Annotated in this window: 16 protein-coding genes, 1 tRNA gene and 1 pseudogene; 7 read left to right on the plus strand and 11 right to left on the minus strand. The window is 55.5% G+C overall.

All coding sequences use genetic code 11. The features are described from left to right. Positions 1-444 precede the first annotated feature (444 nt). From ureE to ureG, 3 genes are read left to right on the plus strand one after another with little or no spacing between them, the layout of a single operon-like run. Entirely contained in the window at positions 445-957 is a 513-nt protein-coding gene (gene ureE, locus FKN99_RS05520) for an urease accessory protein UreE (protein WP_172116961.1), read from the plus strand. After that, complete coding sequence (locus tag FKN99_RS05525) at positions 947-1,633, plus strand: urease accessory protein UreF (protein ID WP_172117036.1); 687 nt, start codon at positions 947-949, stop codon at positions 1,631-1,633. Before ureE ends, FKN99_RS05525 begins: the two co-directional genes overlap by 11 nt. Before the next feature lie 12 nt (positions 1,634-1,645). Beyond that, entirely contained in the window at positions 1,646-2,278 is a 633-nt protein-coding gene (gene ureG, locus FKN99_RS05530; RefSeq protein WP_087110734.1) for an urease accessory protein UreG, read from the plus strand. Between the two features lie 416 nt (positions 2,279-2,694). Here the strand turns inward: ureG and FKN99_RS05535 are convergent, their stop codons facing one another. The 5 genes from FKN99_RS05535 to FKN99_RS05555 are packed head-to-tail and all read right to left on the minus strand — an operon-like array spanning position 2,695 to position 8,734. Further along, positions 2,695-2,943, minus strand: coding sequence for a formate dehydrogenase subunit delta (locus tag FKN99_RS05535; RefSeq protein ID WP_087110736.1), 249 nt, complete (start codon positions 2,941-2,943; stop codon positions 2,695-2,697). A 28-nt stretch (positions 2,944-2,971) separates the two neighbouring features. Further along, positions 2,972-3,811 carry a formate dehydrogenase accessory sulfurtransferase FdhD gene (gene fdhD / locus FKN99_RS05540; protein WP_172116962.1) on the minus strand — a complete coding sequence of 280 codons (840 nt, stop codon included), beginning with the start codon at positions 3,809-3,811 and terminating at the stop codon, positions 2,972-2,974. Beyond that, positions 3,808-6,690, minus strand: a complete 2,883-nt coding sequence (gene fdhF / locus FKN99_RS05545; RefSeq protein WP_172116963.1) for a formate dehydrogenase subunit alpha — start codon at positions 6,688-6,690, stop codon at positions 3,808-3,810. The genes fdhD and fdhF overlap by 4 nt, the downstream gene beginning before the upstream one ends. Further along, the gene (locus FKN99_RS05550; RefSeq protein WP_172116964.1) at positions 6,687-8,243 is read right to left on the minus strand and encodes a formate dehydrogenase beta subunit; all 1,557 of its coding nucleotides are present in this window, start codon (positions 8,241-8,243) and stop codon (positions 6,687-6,689) included. The genes fdhF and FKN99_RS05550 overlap by 4 nt, the downstream gene beginning before the upstream one ends. Continuing rightward, positions 8,240-8,734 carry a formate dehydrogenase subunit gamma gene (locus FKN99_RS05555; RefSeq protein ID WP_172117037.1) on the minus strand — a complete coding sequence of 165 codons (495 nt, stop codon included), beginning with the start codon at positions 8,732-8,734 and terminating at the stop codon, positions 8,240-8,242. The genes FKN99_RS05550 and FKN99_RS05555 overlap by 4 nt, the downstream gene beginning before the upstream one ends. Before the next feature lie 156 nt (positions 8,735-8,890). Here FKN99_RS05555 and FKN99_RS05560 point away from each other — a divergent pair, with 156 nt between their 5' ends. After that, a complete protein-coding gene (locus tag FKN99_RS05560) occupies positions 8,891-9,958 on the plus strand; it encodes a substrate-binding domain-containing protein (RefSeq protein WP_172117038.1) in 1,068 nt (355 codons plus the stop codon). Between the two features lie 176 nt (positions 9,959-10,134). Here FKN99_RS05560 and FKN99_RS05565 read toward each other — a convergent pair. Next, positions 10,135-10,269 (minus strand): annotated as a pseudogene (locus FKN99_RS05565) (TRAP transporter large permease subunit); the annotation flags it as partial. Positions 10,270-10,501: 232 nt separating this feature from the next. Between FKN99_RS05565 and FKN99_RS05570 the strand changes: the two are divergent. Next, positions 10,502-11,554, plus strand: a complete 1,053-nt coding sequence (locus FKN99_RS05570) for a GlxA family transcriptional regulator (RefSeq protein WP_172116965.1) — start codon at positions 10,502-10,504, stop codon at positions 11,552-11,554. A gap of 86 nt (positions 11,555-11,640) precedes the next feature. Here the strand turns inward: FKN99_RS05570 and FKN99_RS05575 are convergent, their stop codons facing one another. Genes FKN99_RS05575 through FKN99_RS05585 form a run of 3 tightly spaced genes read right to left on the minus strand, consistent with a single transcriptional unit; the run spans position 11,641 to position 13,602 of the window. Further along, a complete protein-coding gene (locus tag FKN99_RS05575; protein WP_172116966.1) occupies positions 11,641-12,903 on the minus strand; it encodes a TRAP transporter large permease in 1,263 nt (420 codons plus the stop codon). Next, positions 12,900-13,427 carry a TRAP transporter small permease gene (locus tag FKN99_RS05580; RefSeq protein WP_172116967.1) on the minus strand — a complete coding sequence of 176 codons (528 nt, stop codon included), beginning with the start codon at positions 13,425-13,427 and terminating at the stop codon, positions 12,900-12,902. The genes FKN99_RS05575 and FKN99_RS05580 overlap by 4 nt, the downstream gene beginning before the upstream one ends. A gap of 1 nt (position 13,428) precedes the next feature. Continuing rightward, positions 13,429-13,602 (minus strand): hypothetical protein, encoded by a 174-nt coding sequence (locus tag FKN99_RS05585; RefSeq protein WP_172116968.1) that lies wholly within the window; start codon positions 13,600-13,602, stop codon positions 13,429-13,431. 271 nt (positions 13,603-13,873) lie between these two features. Here FKN99_RS05585 and FKN99_RS05590 point away from each other — a divergent pair, with 271 nt between their 5' ends. Continuing rightward, the gene (locus tag FKN99_RS05590; protein ID WP_172116969.1) at positions 13,874-15,259 is read left to right on the plus strand and encodes an FAD-binding oxidoreductase; all 1,386 of its coding nucleotides are present in this window, start codon (positions 13,874-13,876) and stop codon (positions 15,257-15,259) included. An 87-nt stretch (positions 15,260-15,346) separates the two neighbouring features. On the opposite strand, the gene FKN99_RS05595 is transcribed toward FKN99_RS05590, so the two are convergent. Further along, entirely contained in the window at positions 15,347-16,345 is a 999-nt protein-coding gene (locus FKN99_RS05595) for a TRAP transporter substrate-binding protein (RefSeq protein WP_172116970.1), read from the minus strand. Positions 16,346-16,486: 141 nt separating this feature from the next. On the opposite strand from FKN99_RS05595, the gene FKN99_RS05600 reads away from it, so the two are divergent. Then, positions 16,487-16,563, plus strand: a tRNA-Arg gene (locus FKN99_RS05600). A 157-nt stretch (positions 16,564-16,720) separates the two neighbouring features. Here the strand turns inward: FKN99_RS05600 and FKN99_RS05605 are convergent. Next, positions 16,721-18,427, minus strand: coding sequence for a class I SAM-dependent methyltransferase (locus tag FKN99_RS05605; protein WP_172116971.1), 1,707 nt, complete (start codon positions 18,425-18,427; stop codon positions 16,721-16,723). Between the last annotated feature and the right edge of the window lie 513 nt (positions 18,428-18,940).

Consider the following 18,940-nt stretch of genomic DNA (forward strand, 5'->3'; position numbering starts at 1 on the left):
ACTTTAACCGGTAGGAGCTGAGTTCACTCGGCGATGGCGGCGCAGCTGCCCTTGTGTGGCGGGGCGCGGTGCATGGTGTTAGCCACCAACCCCGGCAGCGCTGCGCACTGCGTCGCTAGCTGAAGCTACTCCTACAGGGGGGTGAGCTACTCCTACAGAGGGGCGTGAGGGAGGTGCATGCACTTTAACTGGTAGGAGCTGAGTTCCACTCGGCGATGGCGGCGCAGCCGCCCTTGGGTGGCGGGGCGCGGTGCATGGTGTTAGCCACCAACCCCGGCAGCGCTGCGCACGGCATCGCTAGCTGAAGCTGCTCCTACAGGGGGTGCAAGAGCTACTCCTACAGGGGGTGCAAGAGCTACTCCTACAGGGGGTGTGTGAGCTGCTCCTGCGGGGGCGTAGGCTCATTGCAAAGGCTCAACTCATTGGTCGATCAAGAGGTTAATTATGCTGAAACTGATAGAACGTTTAGGCCCGGTGGATGAAAGCGCAGCCAGCGATACGCTTACGTTACCCTTTGAACTTCGCACCCGCGGGCGCCTAAAAGCGGAAAGCGACAATGGCCAGGCGCTGGGGCTGTTTTTGGATCGTGGCCCGGTACTGCGAAGTGGCGAAGGCTTAAAAGCGGAAAGCGGCGAAGTTATTCGCGTGTGCGCTGCTATTGAGCCGGTGGTGACCGCACGAATAAGGAATGGCTTACCCTTGGCGCGGCTTGCCTACCATTTGGGCAACCGCCATGTGCAGCTGGCGCTGGGTGAAGACGAGCGCGGCGGTTGGGTACGCTTCCCACCTGATCACGTATTGGAGGAACTGGCTGTGTTGCTGGGCGCGACGCTTGAACACCACGAAGCCACGTTTGATCCAGAGCCGGGCGCCTATAATCAGATAGGCGGACATGGCCACTCGCATTCTCATGCTCACGATCACGACCATCCGCACGAGCATCATCATGCTCACTGAGCAGGCTGCAACGGGAGACTTGGCGCTGTTGGGCTTGTTGCAGCTGGTTAGTCCGGCGCTGCCCATTGGTGCCTTCGCATTCTCTCAAGGGCTTGAGAGTGCCTTTGAACTTGGCTGGGTAAATGACGAGTCCAGCCTGGCGGAGTGGCTCACTGGCGTACTGGAAGATGGCCTGACGCTTTGTGAGTTGCCGCTGATTGCCCGCTTGTACCATGCTTTTGAGCACGCCGACCGGGATGCGATAGCTCAGTGGGATGAATGGCTGGCCGCTACGCGAGAAACCGCTGAGCTGTCTGCTGAAGATAGCCGCCTGGGCGCTTCATTAAAGCGCTTGCTGGGAAGTCTTGAGCTATTGCCAAATGGCTTACTACCGCCCCATGCAGGCTATGTCACGCTCTTTGCCTTTACCGCGCACATGCGGCGCGTGCCTTGCCGCCAGGCGTTACTTGGATTTGGCTGGGCATGGCTTGAAAACCAGCTGGCGGTGGCCTGTAAAGCGCTACCTCTTGGGCATACGGCCGCTCAGCGGATTATCGAACAGCTGCGATCGCCGCTGGTTAGCGCGGTAGATGAAGCATTAACGCTCGACGATCACGACCTTGGCCCCATATTGCCGGGGCTGGCGCTAGCCAGTGCCCTACACGAAACTCAATATTCACGCCTATTTAGAAGTTAGGAGATACTTACCATGACTCACTGTTTACGTATTGGTGTGGGCGGCCCCGTTGGTTCGGGTAAAACGGCGCTACTCAAGCAGCTCTGTCTGGCGCTGCGCGACTATTACGATATCGCGGTGGTGACGAACGATATTTATACCCGCGAAGACGCTGACTTTCTGCTTAAGCATGACGCCTTGGCCGCTGATCGCATTCTGGGCGTCGAAACCGGGGGGTGTCCGCATACGGCGATTCGTGAAGACGCCTCGATGAACCTGGCGGCTATCGATGAATTACAGGCGCGCCATCCTAAGCTTGAGCTGGTATTGGTAGAGTCTGGGGGAGATAACCTTTCTGCGACGTTTAGTCCCGAGCTTTCTGACCTCACGCTTTATGTGATTGATGTCTCGGCGGGAGACAAAATTCCGCGTAAGGGTGGGCCGGGGATTACCAAGTCGGATCTACTAATTATCAACAAGATCGATATCGCCGAGCAGGTGCACGCGTCGTTAGAGGTAATGGAGCGTGATTCAAAGAAAATGCGCGGCGAGCGGCCCTTTGTATTTACCAACCTTTACGATGGCGTAGGGCTTGAAGAGATTGTTCGCTTTATTCTTGATAAAGGAATGCTGGATGAGCGGCGCCCTCAGGCAGCGCTGGCGTAGTGGTTGAAACGCTGTCTTTGAACGTTCGCTGTTGAAAATCCGCTGCGGGACAGCCGCTATTGAGACATGGCTGCCAAAGTAACGTGACGTTAAAAAGTAAAATGCAGTGCAATAAAAAGCTGCCATGACCAGGCGGTACAAGGTCATGGCAGCTAAACTGTAGGTCGGCATCTTTGCCAAAAACGGGCCATCCTTGGCCACCACATCCACACAGTGCACCTTATGCTCGGTAAACACCTTAACTTGGGTTATGGAAACAGGTTTATATTCTAAAATAGCAACTAGTAGACTCGAAATGTCCGATTTTTAACGGAAATAATGATTTTTATTAACTTTTGCTAAAACCATTGAGCTTCTCGTGTAAGTCGCTGTGGCAAGACTAAAAGCTAATGTTATTGAGCTTTTATTGTGATGTGCTAACGAGAGACTTGCTGTTCTGATAGCCGGGTAGCCAGCAGTGTTGCAGCGCGGCGTGCCAAGGGGGAAAACTCCACGCTCTCAAGTGCCAGGCTGGCAACAAGGCGCTGCTTCATTGAGCGTGCCCAAAAGGTTTCCAGGTGACGGCAGATAGCCGCTGCTGCTGCCTCTTCATCACGACCGCTGCCCAGGTTGGTGGCGATCTGGTTAGTCATACGGACCAAATTGGCATCGTTGTTGTTTGACATAGGGTCTCTCCTCAACGCGGTAAAGGGCTCAGTCCTTTGCAGAGACAGGGCGGTGATAGATTAAATGACGGCCTGGGCGTGCAAAACCTGCTAACAGAAGGCCTGCTGCCTGCGCCTGTTGAACGGCCAGGGCGGTGGCTGCCGACACGGCAACCAGCGCGCCGATGCCAACGCTTGCACACTTGTGTACCATTTCATAGCTGGCTCGGCTGGAGACCATCACAAAGCCTTGCTGGAGCGGCACGTTATCATGCGCCAGCGAACCGATCAGTTTATCCAGTGCGTTGTGACGACCCACGTCTTCGCGCACTCTTTGAATGCGCCCCTGCAGATCGCACCAGGCCGCGCCATGCACGGCGCCTGTCGCTTCCTTTAGAGGCTGATGGTCGTCCAGTGTACAGAGCGCATGCTGAATGGCTGTGTCGTCAAGGTGTGGCGCACTCACCGTAGGGATGGGTCGAATGGCCTGCTCCAACGCTTCGGTGCCGCACAGTCCGCAACCGGTGCGTCCGGTTGTGCTACGGCGGCGCTGCTTAAGTTCGGCCAGCCGCTGGCTGGCAATGCTTAGATGAACGGCCAAGCCTTGAGCCTCTTCATGAAGCTCAAGGTCGTAGCACTCGTGAGGATGGGCCAGGATGCCTTCAGAAAGACTGAACCCCAGGGCCAAATCTTCAAGATACGAAGGACTTGCCATCATTACTGCATGAGAAATGCCGTTGTAAACCATCGCTACCGGCACCTCTAGCGCCAGTGCATCCTCCTGCACAGTAGCGCGCCAATAGGCCGCGCTACTGTGAACCTCAACCGGCTGGCGTGTCAGGGCAGCAGGCGGCTGTGTGCGTGCGTCGCATTCACGCACTTCACTCATGACGCCTCCTGCTGCGCCTTTGCCAGGTGGCCACGCTGGGCCTCATCAAAGGAGGAGAAACGCTGCTGCCACGCGGAGGGTTGGCTGACTTTTTCTACTTGCACGGCGGTAACCTTGTATTCAGGGCAGTTGGTGGCCCAGTCCGAATTATCGGTAGTAATCACATTGGCGCCACTACCGGGATGATGGAATGTAGTGTAGACCACTCCCGGCTGCATTCGCTCGCTCAGCTGTGCACGGAGCACCGTATGGCCTGATCGGCTGGTAATGCCGAGCCAGTCGCCGTCGCGCACGCCACGCAGCTCGGCATCGCTGGGGTGCAGTTCCAGTATGTCCTCGTCGTGCCAGTGTTGGTTGTCGGTGCGGCGAGTTTGGGCACCCACGTTGTATTGGCTAAGAATCCGTCCGGTGGTGAGCAGCAGTGGGAAGCGGCGGGTAGCGCGCTCCTCAGTGGGCACGTATTCGGTAATCGCAAAGCGCCCGAGGCCAATGGGGAAGTTGATTTCGTGCATGGTCGGCATCCCCTCAGGATGCTCGGCATTACACGGCCACTGTAGGCTGCCATAGGCTTCCAGCTTTTCGTAGCTCACCCCGGTAAAGCTCGGCGTTAGCAGGGCGATCTCGTCCATGATTTCAGACGGGTGCGTGTAGCGCATCGGGTAGCCCAGCGCGTTGGCCAGGTCCTGGGTGATTTCCCAATCCTGCTTACCAGCCAGCGGCGGCATGACCTTGCGCACCCGGTTAATGCGCCGTTCGGCGTTGGTGAAGGTGCCGTTCTTCTCCAAAAAGCTGGAACCCGGTAGAAGTACATGGGCGAATTTGGCCGTCTCGTTCAAGAAGATATCCTGAACAATCAGGCAGTCCAGCGAACGCAGCGCAGCCTCAACGTGCTGCGTGTTGGGGTCAGACTGGGCGATATCTTCGCCCTGCACGTAAAGCGCCTTGAAAGTTCCTTCGATGGCGGCATCAAACATGTTGGGAATGCGCAGCCCCGGTTCATCGTCGAGCTTGACGCCCCAGACGCTTTCAAAGCGGCCACGGGCAATCGGGTCGGCCACGTGCTGGTAGCCCGGCAACTCATGCGGGAAGGAGCCCATATCGCAGGAGCCTTGCACGTTATTCTGACCACGCAGCGGGTTTACGCCCACGCCTTCGCGGCCAATATTGCCGGTGGCCAGGGCCAGGTTGGCAATCCCCATGACCATGGTGGAGCCTTGGCTGTGCTCGGTGACGCCCAAACCGTAGTAAATAGCGCCGTTGCCAGCGGTGGCGTAGGTGCGCGCTGCCTGGCGTACAGCCTCGGCGGGCACGCTGGTAATCGCTTCGCTGGCTTCCGGAGAGTGGCGCGGGTCGGCGATAAACGCACGCCAGCTTTGGTACGCTTCGGTGTCGCAGCGGCTAGCCACGAACGCCTTGTCTTCAAGACCTTCAGTGACCACCACATGCCCAAGTGCGTTGATCAGCGCGACGTTGGTACCAGGGCGCAGCGGCAAATGCTGGGCGTCGCTCAGGTGAGGCGTTTTGAGCAGATCGATAGAGCGTGGGTCAGCGACGATTAGCTTCGCGCCCTGACGCAGGCGCTTGCGCATCAGCGAGCCAAATACCGGGTGGGCGTCGGTGGGGTTAGCGCCAATCACGATAATCGCGTCGGCTTTCATCACCGAATCAAAGGTCTGCGTACCGGCGGATTCGCCCAGCGTGGTTTTTAAGCCGTAGCCGGTGGGCGAGTGGCAGACGCGTGCGCAGGTATCGGTGTTGTTGTTGCCAAACGCTGCGCGAATCAGTTTCTGCACCAGGTAGGTCTCTTCGTTGGTGCAGCGCGATGAGGTGATGCCGCCAATGCTCTCGCGGCCATGCTCGGCCTGAATCGCTTTTAGGCGATTAGCGGCAAAGCCAATGGCTTCTTCCCAGCTGGCCTCGCGCCAGGGCTGGTCGATGCTGTCGCGGATCATCGGCGTGGTCAGGCGGTCCGGGTGAGAAGAGTAGCCGAACGCAAAGCGCCCCTTCACACACGAGTGGCCGTGGTTAGCGTCGCCGCCCTTGTAGGGCACCATGCGCACCAGCTTGTCACCTTTCATCTGCGCTTCAAACGAGCAGCCCACGCCACAATAGGCACAGGTCGTGACTACGCTGCGGTCCGGCACGCCGTGATCAATGACGCTGTTTTCCATCAGCGTGGCGGTCGGGCAGGCCTGTACACAGGCGCCACACGAAACGCAGTCTGAATCCATAAACGCTTCGTCTTGTCCCGCGGCCACTTTGGAATCAAACCCGCGACCGTCGATGGTCAAGGCGAAGGTGCCCTGCACCTCCTCGCAGGCGCGCACGCAGCGGGAGCAGACGATGCACTTGCTGGGGTCGAAGCTGAAGTAGGGGTTGGAGGTATCTTTGGTGGCCTGAAGATGGTTCTCACCGTCAAACCCATAGCGTACCTCGCGAAGACCAACGCTGCCCGCCATGTCTTGTAGCTCGCAGTCGCCATTGGCCGGGCAGGTCAAACAGTCCAGCGGGTGATCAGAGATATACAGCTCCATCACGTTGCGGCGCAGTTTGGCGAGTCGCTCGTTCTGGGTGGTCACCTGCATGCCTTCCACCACGGGGGTGGTGCAGGAGGCTGGCAGCCCACGGCGGCCCTCTACCTGTACGGCGCATAACCGGCAAGAGCCGAACGGCTCCAGGCTGTCGGTGGCACACAATTTGGGAATATTGATGTCGGCCAGTGCCGCTGCGCGCAGTACCGAAGTGCCTTCCGGTACCGTGATGGTAATACCATCAATTTCCAGGTTCACCAGCGCCGTACCGGTTGGGAAAGGCGTGCCCAGGTCTTTATCGTGGGCAGCGCTTCTGGTGTACTGTTTGGGGTCAAAGTGTCCGATCATGATCTGTCTCCGTTCGCGGCCCGCTGGAAATCGTCAGGGAAGTGGTTCAGGGCGCTTTGCACCGGGAAGGGGGTCATGCCCCCCATGGCACAGAGCGAACCATCCTCCATCGTTTCGCAGAGGTCATGGAGCAGGGCGAGGTTGGCCTCGCGGTTTTGGTCGGCGCGGATACGATCAATCACTTCCACGCCACGGGTTGAGCCGATACGGCATGGCGTACACTTGCCGCAGGACTCCACCTTGCAGAATTCCATCGAGAAGCGCGCCTGTTCGGCCATATCCACGCTCTCATCAAACATCACCACACCGCCGTGGCCCAGCACCGCGCTCTCGGCGGCAAAGGCTTCGTAGTCCAGCGGTAAGTCCCACTGGGACTCCGGCAGGTAGGCGCCCAGCGGGCCTCCCACCTGCACGGCACGCAGCGGTTTGTCGCTTAACGTGCCGCCACCGAACTCCTCCATTAGGGTGCGCAGCGTGGTGCCGAAGGCTAGCTCTACTAGCCCGCCACGTTTGACGTTGCCCGCCAGTTGAAGCGCCAGAGTGCCCCGGGAGCGGCCCATGCCGTGGGTGGCGTAGGCCTCGGCGCCTTCGGCAAGAATAAACGGCACTGCTGCCAACGAAAGCACGTTGTTAACCACGGTAGGAAGGCCGAATAGTCCTTCAATAGCGGGCAGCGGCGGCTTGAAGCGTACTAGGCCGCGTTTGCCTTCCAGGCTTTCGAGCAGCGAGGTTTCTTCACCGCAAATGTATGCCCCAGCGCCCAAGCGCACTTCCAAATGAAAAACGCGGCCACTGCCACACAGGTTCTCACCCAGATAACCGGCCTGTTCGGCATGGGCGATGGCCTCGTCAAGAATCTCCTTGGCCAGCGGGTATTCTGAGCGCAGGTAGATATAGCCTTGGGTTGCGCCTACCGCAAGCCCGGCAATCGTCATGCCCTCAATCAGCAGGTAGGGGTCGCACTCCATCACCAACCGGTCGGCGAAGGTGCCGGAGTCGCCTTCATCAGCGTTGCAGACGATATACTTTTGATCGGCCGGTGTGTCCAGCACCGTCTGCCACTTGATGCCAGTAGGAAACGCCGCCCCACCGCGCCCGCGCAGCCCAGAGGCTTTTACTTCCTCAACAATGTCCTGTGGCGCGCTTTGCAGCGCTGCCTCCAGACCGCGAAACCCACTATGCGCCCGGTAATCTTCAATCGAGAGTGGGTCGGTAATACCAATACGGGCGAACGTCAGGCGCTGCTGGCGAGCGAGGTAATCGATCTCTTCGGTTGGCCCCAGGGCCAATGAATGGGTGATGCTGCCCTGCAGCATGCCGCTGTCCAGCAGCGCGGGGATATCGGCAAGTGCCACCGGGCCATAGGCAAAGCGGCCGGTGGGTGTTTCCACCTCAACCAGTGGCTCAAGCCAGGCAAGCCCGCGTGAGCCATTGCGCACCAGCGTAATGGATTCACCACGGGCAGCGGCTTCTCGTGCCAGCCGGTTGGCGATGGCATCGGCGCCCAGCGCCAGCGCGGTGGTATCTCGGGGTACGAAAACACGAATGCTCATGCGATCACCTCCAGCGGCCTGGTTTGCAGCTCATCCAATAATGCATCGAAAGCTTCAGGCGTTACCCGACCGCACACGCCATTATCCACGCGAACGGAGGGGCCACAGGCGCAGTTGCCCAGACAGTAAACGGCCTCAAGGGTGATGTCGCGGTCGCTGGTGGTCTGGTGGTAATCAATGCCCAGGCGCGCTTTGGCATGAGCCTCAAGCTGGCGCGCGCCGACGGCCTGGCATGCCTCGGCGCGACAGATCTGCACCACGTGGCGACCCGGCGGTGCGGTCCGAAAGTGGTGATAAAAGCTAATGACCCCGTGTACTTCAGCGCTGGTCAGCTGTAATGACTCGGCGATGAGAGGCACGGCATCCGGAGGAATAAAGCCGAAGCGGTCCTGGAGGGCATGAAGAATCGGCAGCAACGCGCCTGGTTTGTGGCGTAGCGCATTGATCTCGGCCTGAATCGACTGCGACGACCATTCTCGAGACTCATTCATCATGTCTCTCCTGGTGCTGATTTATTATTTAGTAAACATGCACAGCTCTGCCTATTTTAAGCGATGTATTAAAAAGAGCGTGCACCACGGTCAGTGCAACGCTAGCATCAACGCTATAAGTACAAAATATGAAAGATTATGCCTATGAAAAAAGCCATGCAAAAAATCAGCGTTATCCCCTCTTGGTGCTTTCGTGATGAGGCGGGGAATCAGCTTGATATACACCTACTTCGCTTGCTTGAAGCGGTTTATCGACGAGGAAAGCTCACGCTCGCCGCAAGCGATGTCGGCATCTCGTATCGCCACGCTTGGAACCTTTTGCGCCAGGGTGGGGAGTTCTTTGGCGTACCGCTGGTGGAGATGCAGCGTGGGCGCGGCGCCCGGCTTTCACTGCTAGGTGAAAAGTTACTGTGGGCCGAGCAGCGTGCGATTGCCCGCCTGGGGCCGCAGCTGGAAAGCCTGGGCTCTGAGCTGAACCTGGCGATTCAACAGCAGCAGCAAGGGGCGCTATCGGTGTTGCGGCTGCACGCCAGCCATGGTTTTGCTGTCGAGCTACTTCCCAAATACCTGCACGAAACACCCCTGGACTTACAGTACTGCAGCCCGCAAGAGTCGTTAACGGCCCTTCACCGGGGCAGTTGCGATGTGGCGGGTTTTCATCTGCCGCGTGGCAAGGTCGGCGAGCGCGTACGCGATACTTACCAGGCGCTTTTAAAGCCACGCCAGCACCGAGTGATTGGCTTTATCGCCAGGACTCAGGGGCTGATGGTGGCGCCGGGTAATCCGCTTGGTATCACGGGGGTCGCATCGCTGGCGGATAAGTCCGTGCGGTTCGTCAACCGCCAGGCCTCGTCAGGCACGCGCTCGCTGCTGGACTGCCTGTTAAAAGAGGCGGCGGTTTCCAGCAAAAAGATTCGTGGGTTTGAAATAGAGGAGTTTACCCACTCTGCGGTAGCTGCTTACGTCGCCGCTGGCATGGCTGATTGCGGCTTTGGTGTCGAGGCTGCCGCTCAAAAGTTTGGGCTTGATTTTTTACCGCTGGCTATCGAAGACTATCTTTTGGCCTGCCATCACCGTTCGTTAGAAGAACCACGGCTATGTGCCTTTCTGAAGGCATTGCAGGGTGAGCCCTTTCAGGAAGCGGTCAAGCGCCTGCCGGGTTATAGCCCAAGTCAGTGTGGTGAGGTGATGCGGCCCGAGGATGTGCTCATGGCAAAAAAATGAGTGCTCTGTTAAACACCAGGGTGCATGAAGAGCAGAACTTCGCTTATCCAGCGATCAATAACCCAAACCTATAGCCCCTGCATAATAAACTCAACGGCCCGCCCTCAACACAAGAGCGGGCCGTTTTGCTCATCCTGGAGCGTTGGATGGAGGAGCGTTTAGTAGCTGGTAATCCATAAAATGATGCCAAACCAGATGGGATCAAACCCCAGGCTTGTGATCATGGGAAACGTAATAGGCAGCGTCATTAGCAGTAGCGATATGCCATCAAAGAAGCAACCCGGTACGATATAAATGATAACAATCATCAGCTGCCAATCGCGGAAAACATGATAGAAGCATGTTTAAAGCGCCCTTATTGACGCTTCATGCACGGTTTTATATTCATGAATGGCGATGGGCGACCATAGGATAGCTAACAATTCCTTGCACACTTATCCTGGCCAGCAGTGATGCGATGCCAATTGATTACCTTTCAGGTTATGTTGGTATCTTGAAAATGCCCCCTTTTGCACCGTCGTCGTGGTCAGGTTGAGGGAATATATGAAAGATAAGTTTTGTAGCTTGTTGAAAAATAAAAATATGGCCTATTTACCACCAGAACAAACGCTGGCAGTGCCCGCAAAAGTGAAAACAGTCGTTTTTTTGTTGATGGAAAATTTTTCCATGATGGCATTTACAGGTGCTGTTGATGCGTTGGTAACAACGAATTTGATGAACGCAACGACCACTTACAACATAAGGGTTGTCGGTAATGGCAGCGCCGCTGTGCAATCAGACTTGGGGATTGAAATTAACGCGGATGCATCTCTTGCGGATTTTGATCTTTCCAACGAAAAAGTAGATGTATTGATAGTGTGTGGTGGCTTGAGAGTTAAAGCGCAATCCTCAGCGCTTGTGCGTAATAAGCTAAGAAAGGCAGATAGTCACGGCGTTGTATTGGGTGGTTTATGGAATGGCGCCTACTTTCTTGCAGACGCAGGTCTGTTGAGTGGCTATCAGTGCGCGTACCATCCTGACGGACGCGCCATGATGGCTGAGGAGTTTCAAGACGTTACTATCTCTGCTCGAAGCTACGTTGTGGATAGAAAGAGATTAAGCTGCGCGGGCGCGAGCAGCTCCCTAAGTCTCATGCTAGAAGTGGTTAGAGCCGATTGCGGTGACCAGGTAGCCAGTGCGGTTGAGGAAATGCTCAGCTGTGACAAAGAAATAGAGCTGCCAGACATTTCAACGATTAACGTTGATCAAAACCATACGTTACCAGAAACGCTTAAAACAGCCCTTCAGTTGATGAAAAACAATATTGAAGAGCCGTTATCTATTGTTGAAATAGCCAATTGGGTGGGTATTTCGCGGCGCCAGCTAGAGCGATTGTTCTGCCGCTATATTGTCGCTAGCCCTTCGCGGTATTACATGGAGTTACGCTTAACACGGGCGCGGCAGCTATTGCAGCAAACAAATAAACCGATAGCAGAGGTGACCGTGGCGACAGGATTTGTGAGTATTTCGCACTTTAGAAACTGCTTTTATCAACTGTTTGGCGTGTCCCCTGGCCAGTTTAGAAAGTCGTTTCAAAAGGGTGGCCGTTTCCTGTGACCTTGTGCATGAATGGCGGCGTGCTGATAAATACGAGGTTCAAAGGGAGCCGGGCAGGCTCCCTTGAAGAGCATATCTGAACGATATTAATTTCCCGACCACCCCATGAATATGGGGACATAGACCACTAGCAGCAGCACGCCGATTAGCCCCAGCAGATAAGGCACGATGGCGCGTGTTATACGCTCAAGCGGTAGCTGTGTCACTGAAGATGCAACGTACAGGTTGATCGCCACGGGTGGCGTGATCATGCCTATCGAGAGCCCTACCACGATAATCAGACCGAAGTGGATCGGATCGATCCCCAACTGCAGCACCAGCGGTAGCAGCACCGGCGTTAAGATAATCAGCGCGCTTGCCGTTTCGATAAACACACCGGTCAGCAGGATGACGGCGACCACCAGCAGCATGATAATCAGCGGGTTGGTGGAGAGCGACAACACCGATTGCGCGATAGCACCAGGCACCTGCCAGCTAGACAGCGTCCAGCTCAGCACCGCCGACATGGCAATCACTAGCATGATCACTGCAGTGGTGATGGCTGAGCGGATCAGCAGCCGATACACCTGGGGCAGGGTTAAATCACGATAGATGAATAGCGACACCAGCAGCGCATAGTTGACGGCTACCACCGCCGCCTCGGAAGGCGTGAAAATGCCTGAAAAGATGCCGCCCAGAATAATCACCGGCGTCATCAGCCCCCAGCTAGCAGCTTTCAACGTACGCCAGATGGTGGCCAGAGATAGCGGCGTGCCCTTGGGGTACTGGCGTTTATAGGCTTGGGTGATAGCAATGGCCATTAGCCCCAAGCCCATGGCCAAACCGGGCAAAAAGCCGCTTAAAAATAGCTTGGATACCGATTGCTGGGCAATCACCGCATAGATAATCATGGGCACCGAGGGCGGAATGACCACGCCAATCGTGCCACTGGCGGCAATCAGGCTAGCTGCCGAGGCGGGGTCGTAGCCCTTTCGCTTAAGCTCCGGCACCAGGCTTGAACCGACCGCCGCCGTAGTGGCTGCCCCCGAACCCGAAATAGCGGCAAAGAACATGCCCGCCATAACCGATACAATCGAAAGCCCGCCGCGCATAAAGCCCACCAGCGAATCGGCAAAACTCACCAACCGTTCGCTCACCTTGCCTTGGGCCATTAAGTCTCCGGCCAGGATGAACATGGGAATCGCCACCAGCGCGAAGGAGTTGATGCCCTGAAACATCTGCTGGGTCACCACCATCAGCGGCACGCCCGACTGGTACAGGGCAAACAGAGTGCTTGCGCCAATCGCAAAGGCAATCGGCACGCCCATTAGCATAAACAGGAAGAACAGGCCAAATAGCAGCATGGTCATGGTGTCTGTTCTCCCATGGGTTGCGAGGGTTTGCCTTCAAGCACCAGTTCAAGCAGATCGACCAACGCATACCAGGCCATGATGGCCGCACTGATCGGCATCACGGCATACACGTACGACATCGGCACGCGCAGCGAGGCGGATTTCTGAAAGCTCTGTACCTGCATGTAGCGATAGCCGATCACTACCAGCGTGATCATAAAAGCGATAACCACCATCACCGCCAGTATTCGTGCTATTTGGCGTAAACGAGCGGGAAGCGCGTCGACGGCAAAGGTAACGGCGATATGATGGCCGCGCTGAAAGGCCAGCGTGCCGGCTAGAAAGGTAATCCAGATGAGCAGAAAACGGGCGACCTCTTCGGTCCAGCCAAAGGCGGTGAAAAATACGCGAGAGACAATTTGCAGCGTAATCACGCCGATCAAGGCCGCCATGCCCGCAAAGACCACCGGCTGGAGAACCGTATCCAGACCGCGCTCTATGCCTCTTAATAGTGCCAATAAAGGTTGAGAGAAAGTGGCCACGTTACAGCAGTGCCTCTTGGATGCGAGGAAGGCGGTTACTGAACTGTTCGCCAAGTAGCTCTTGGTATGCCGGCGCACTTGGGGCGCTGTCGTCGCTATTCATTATGCAGGCAATCGCCCGTGTAGCGCGTTTAAGTAAATGGCGGGGCATGTGGGAAGAGGGGACGTTATCCACGTTATCTCCTTGGAATGATCTGTTTTTTATAGTGTAGAGGGGGAGGCCTTAATCAGCGCGTCATCTATACCATATTGGTTTTAGCGAACAAATAATTGATTGTAATCCCGTCATTCGTCGTAGAGCCTACCGGAAAACCACGCTGGCAATAAAAAACGTTTTAGATCGTAGCCTTGAGCAAATACACGGTTGGCGATAGCCTCTCTGCCTACGCATAAATACATAGCCAGGCTTCACGCCGCGCACCGACCGGCCCTGACAGGAACAGAGAATGGACACGCTGATTAATAGCCTTACCGACATCGTAGGAAAAACAGGCGTACTGCTGGGTGATGATGTTGCCCAGCGCAGTGTCGACTGGTTCACCAAAGCGTCTTGTCAGGCAAAAGCAATTATTCGACCGCAATCCACTGAACAGCTCAGCCAGGTCATGACGCTTTGTTATGATGCCAATCAGCCGGTGGTCACCCACGGTGGATTAACCGGCGTCGTGCATGGCGCCGTTGCCAGCCCAGACGAACTCGTTGTGTCGCTGGAGCTAATGAACCAGATTGAGCATATCGATGCCGTGGGTTCCACGATGCAGGTACAGGCGGGCGTGACGCTGCAGCATGTTCAGGAAGCCGCTCAAGAGATTGACATGCAGTTTGCGCTGGACTTGGGCGCGCGCGGTTCCTGCACCATTGGCGGTAACATCGCCACTAACGCGGGCGGCATTCGGGTAATTCGCTACGGCATGATGCGCCAGCAGGTGTTGGGGCTGGAAGTGGTTCTCAGCGATGGCACCGTGGTCAGTTCCATGAACACTATGCTGAAAAACAACGCCGGTTACGATTTAAAGCAGATGTTTATGGGTAGCGAAGGCACCTTGGGGATTGTTACCCGGGCCGTGCTGCGCCTGCATCCGAATATGCCCAGCGAGCAGACCGCGTTCGTCGCGGTGCCCTCGTTCGACGCGCTGACATCGCTGTTAAATATGGCCTCCAAAGAGCTTGCCAACAGCCTGAGTGCCTTCGAAGCGCTATGGAACAATCACTACGCGTTGATGACTTGCGCAACGACCAAACACACCGCATTGCTGGCCAACGACTCGCCGTTCTACGCCATTATTGAAACGCTTGGCTCGGACGATGAGAAAGATGCCGAAGCGTTTTCAAACGTACTGGAAAAAGCCCTCGAAGCAGAGCTGATCACAGATGCCGTGCTGGCCAGTTCCCGCAGCCAGCGCGAAGGTATCTGGGCCGTGCGCGAGGATATCGAAACCCTGGTGCACGCGCTTGACCCGATGTTCTCCTACGACATTAGCCTGCCGATCACCCACATGGATGAGTACGTAACGGCACTGGAAGGCAAGTTGAAGGCGCAATGGCCAGAAACCTGCGAGCTGGTCGTGTTTGGCCACTTGGGCGATGGCAACCTGCACATCATCGTCACGGTGCGTGACGCCAGCCAGGATGCCCGGCGTCAGGTCGAAGAGTTGGTGTACGGCTCGCTGGTGAAATACAACGGCTCGATCTCCGCTGAACACGGGGTGGGCCTGGAAAAGCGCGACTACCTGACACTTTCACGCTCACCAGAAGAGATCGCCCTGATGATGCGCCTGAAACAGGCAATGGACCCTAAAGGGCTGCTTAACCCCGGAAAAATTCTGGCCTGAGCACTTGGTTAGTCATCGCATTCAGCCAACAGGCCGCCGTGAGGTAGCCTGTTGGGGTCATCAATCAATCAACTGGTGAGGCGTGGCTTACTCCGCCAGTGCTTCTTGGATGCGTGGCAGATAGTCGCCAAACTGCTGGCCGTACTTCTCGTACACCGGCACCACCGCAGCTTGGAAGGCCTCAATATCAGGCGAGTCATTAATCTCCATACCGGCTTCCTGCAGAGCGGCTAGCTGTTCGGCTTCCATATCGGCATTAACCTGACGCTCATACTCGGCGGCTTCCTGGGCAGCCTCTTCCAAAACGGCCTGTGCTTCTTCCGGCAGTTGGTTCCAGGCCGACATGCCCATCACAAAAATAGCCGGGGCATAGGTATGGCGCGAGAGCGTCATATAGTTCTGTGTTTCGCCCAGCTTAAAGGAGTAGACCACGTTTACCGGATTTTCCTGACCGTCGATGGTGCCCTGCTGCATCGCCGTGAGTGCTTCGGTCCAAGCCATCGGGATGGCGTTGGCGCCCAACTCGCGGAAGGTATCGGTGTATACCGGGTTCTCCATCACACGAATGCGCAGGCCGTCCATATCGGCCGGCGTGTTCACTGCGCGCTCGCTATTGGTCAGGTTGCGAAAGCCGCGTTCGGCGTAGGCCAGGCCTTTCAGGTTAACGTCGGAAAGCTTATCTAAAAGCTCTTGGCCGATTTCGCCATCCAAAACCCCGTAAGCCGCCTCAGGGGACGGGAACAGGAAGGGCAGCTCAAACACTGCCATCTCTTCTACAAAGTTGGCTACCGGACCATTGGTAATCAGCCCCATATCCACGGTGCCAATCTGCATGCCTTCCAACAACGTACGCTCATCGCCTAATGAAGCATTGGGGTAGATATCAATGATCACCTTGCCGTCGGTGCGTTCTTCCACCAACTCCTCAAACTTGGTGGCGGCGATATGAAAGCCATCCTGCTCGTTGACCACGTGCGCCAAGCGCAGGGTCACGGGGTCCATATCGTCAAAATTAGCCGCGAAGGCTGAGCTACAAAACGCCAAGGAAACAGAGAGTGCCAGCGTATGTTGTGCGAATGTTTTCATTTTTATAGGTTCCGGATGTGTAATAAAGGAAAGTGCCTGCAAAGCATGCATCACACGAGGCAAAACGGTCAATTAAGCGAGCAGTAAAGCCGCCGCGCGGCTAGACACAGCACGCCCGCACAGGTACGATACGCACCCAATGCGCCCGTAGCTCAGTTGGATAGAGTATCGGCCTCCGAAGCCGAGGGTCGCAGGTTCAAATCCTGCCGGGCGCGCCATAATATCAAGGGCTTACGTTAACGCGTAGGCCCTTTTGTTTTGCGTGTGTCAAATCTGTGTCATCAGTGTGCCAAGCTCATCAACATTTGATCTAATAACTGTCATCAAGCTAATGACCTTTAGCTCTTACCTGACACAAGGTGTGTCACAGGCTTATCAGTGCACTCCCATCCATTCCGCAAGTTGCTGATTCGCCTTCAATCGTTGGCGTTGTAGTAATGCGCTGTTAAAAATTCCATCCAGAGAAGACGTTGGCGTGGCAAGCGGCAGTGCTACGGCAGCTTCATCACGAAATTGCTGACAGACTGTACTGGCATCGAGATATTGCCACCAGTGCATAATGTCCTGTTTAGCCTTTTGCATCACTTGAGCTGCAGGCAGTCGATCCGATTTGGATTGATTGGCTTTTGCTGTCGCTGGCAGCAAATTCCATAGATCATTGTTGTTCCAGCGTGACCAGGGAAAGCAGTGGTCGATAGCGTAATTTCGCCTGTGCAGTTCATTTTGTGACCAGACGCAAGACAGTGGAGCCGGTTCATGTAAACGTTGAGTGACCAGTTGCCGCGCCTGCTGTGTGTCACGGCGACTTTCTTGCCACTGCAAGGCGAGATGCAATGTGCCGATATCGTAGGTGGTGTCATACCGCTGCATTAAGTGAGCCCACTCATGAACAATGGCGGGCTCGATCCAGCAGGCGTAGCGGCTCATAGAGTCCCATAGTGAGGTAGGAATACGAAATATTCCGAAAGAAGCCAGCGTGGCGCTATCAAGTCGAACGGCCTGTTCGCGTATACGTAGCCCTTGATAACTTCCATCAAACACAGGCCGCTGGCTGCCGGGCCAGGTGGTGAAGTGAGCAGGCATCTTTAGAACTGTTTGGCAGGCATCGCGGATTGCTCGCATGACGGTGGCAGCACATTGAGGATCATAAAAGGCTGAGCCAATGCGCAGATCATGTGGCGATAGTTGCTTTAAGCGATAGAAATCATCCTTAGCGAAACCATACCCCTTCTCGCCGGGAGATTGGCGCAAATCACGCTCTATCAATAAGGGACGATACAGCTTTATCCAGAAGAGACCTACTGCTCCCAGAGGCACTGTCACCCATTCTTCTGTTCGTGAAATCACTATGCCAGGTGCGCTATCGGCAAGGCGTGTCAGTGTGCGTAGCAAACCGAGCTTGTAAGAAGATGCCTTGTCATCATTAACGATAATATGCCGAAGGGAAGGCAGTGCCCCAGTGCCATCATCAGGTAGCCTGAAAACACGTAGATGCCAAGCAACACCCTGGCGGCCAAGTTGGTCGTCGCTATGACTTGCCTGCACGGGGAGTAGCGCCAGATCACGAGCCCAGCTATCCAATATGCTCATGTTGACCGAATGAAGCTGGCGCTCATTGCTATCCGGGCCTTCACGGCAGGTGATTACCATAAGCCCACCCGGCGCAAGCAGGGAGCTAAGAACCCTCAAAGCACGTTGCTGTTCATTAGGTGGTAAATGCATCCACACCGCTGATACCAGAATCAGTTGAAAGCGCTGTGAAAGCTGACGGATGCAATTTAAAGCAGGCAAAGTATCGTCAATCCAACTGACATCCCTTTCGTGCGTATACATTTGCCCTAACGTTCTCAGCTTTTCTGCTGGCTCTACTGCCATTACCTGCCAACCACGCTCTGCAAGCGCTTTAGCATCGCGCCCGCTTCCAGCGCCAACGTCTAGTGCTAAGCCGACTTGCTCAGGGAGTTGATGCAGCCACTCGCCATGGACATTTTCAAAGCCTAGCGACTGGTACTGGTCAAGCAATTGATGGGCGTGGTCGTCGTAGAAACGCATCGACGTAATGAATGGTTGGGAATTCGCCATGCCAAATCCTTGGTAAGCAGTCACGTAAATGCACTTAACCTTACCAGTTTTGTGCACCTCTGGTGGTGAGTGAGATGCTGGGTAATTCAGCTATCGGCCAAGAGCGGACGTTTAGTGAGCCCTGATGTAAAGAAACCTTCGTTTTCTTTACATACTAAGCCTGGTTGGCATTCATGCTAATGTTGAATGGCATACTACGTCATGGTGCCCAGCGGATAGGCTGCATACAGCCTCTGCATGGCTTCATCCCGTCTTATCCATGGAAAACAATAGAAGAATAATGAAAGAATTGGAAAATAAGTGAGTTATTTTATTAATGAATATGCAGTTGGCTTCACCGATTGGGTGAAGCCAGCTTTAGGGATTCACTGGATGTAATCCTAAGATTTTTAGCCAATATACTTTTAATCACACCTCTCACGATGCATAAGGCAGGTTCAAGCCTGACATGATAGCACTTTATCCTTCAACCTGACTTAAGGCGGCGCAAAGAGCTACCTATATAAGCCAAAT

It is taken from the genome of Halomonas hibernica, from assembly GCF_013183775.1.
Lineage (GTDB): Bacteria > Pseudomonadota > Gammaproteobacteria > Pseudomonadales > Halomonadaceae > Vreelandella > Vreelandella citrativorans.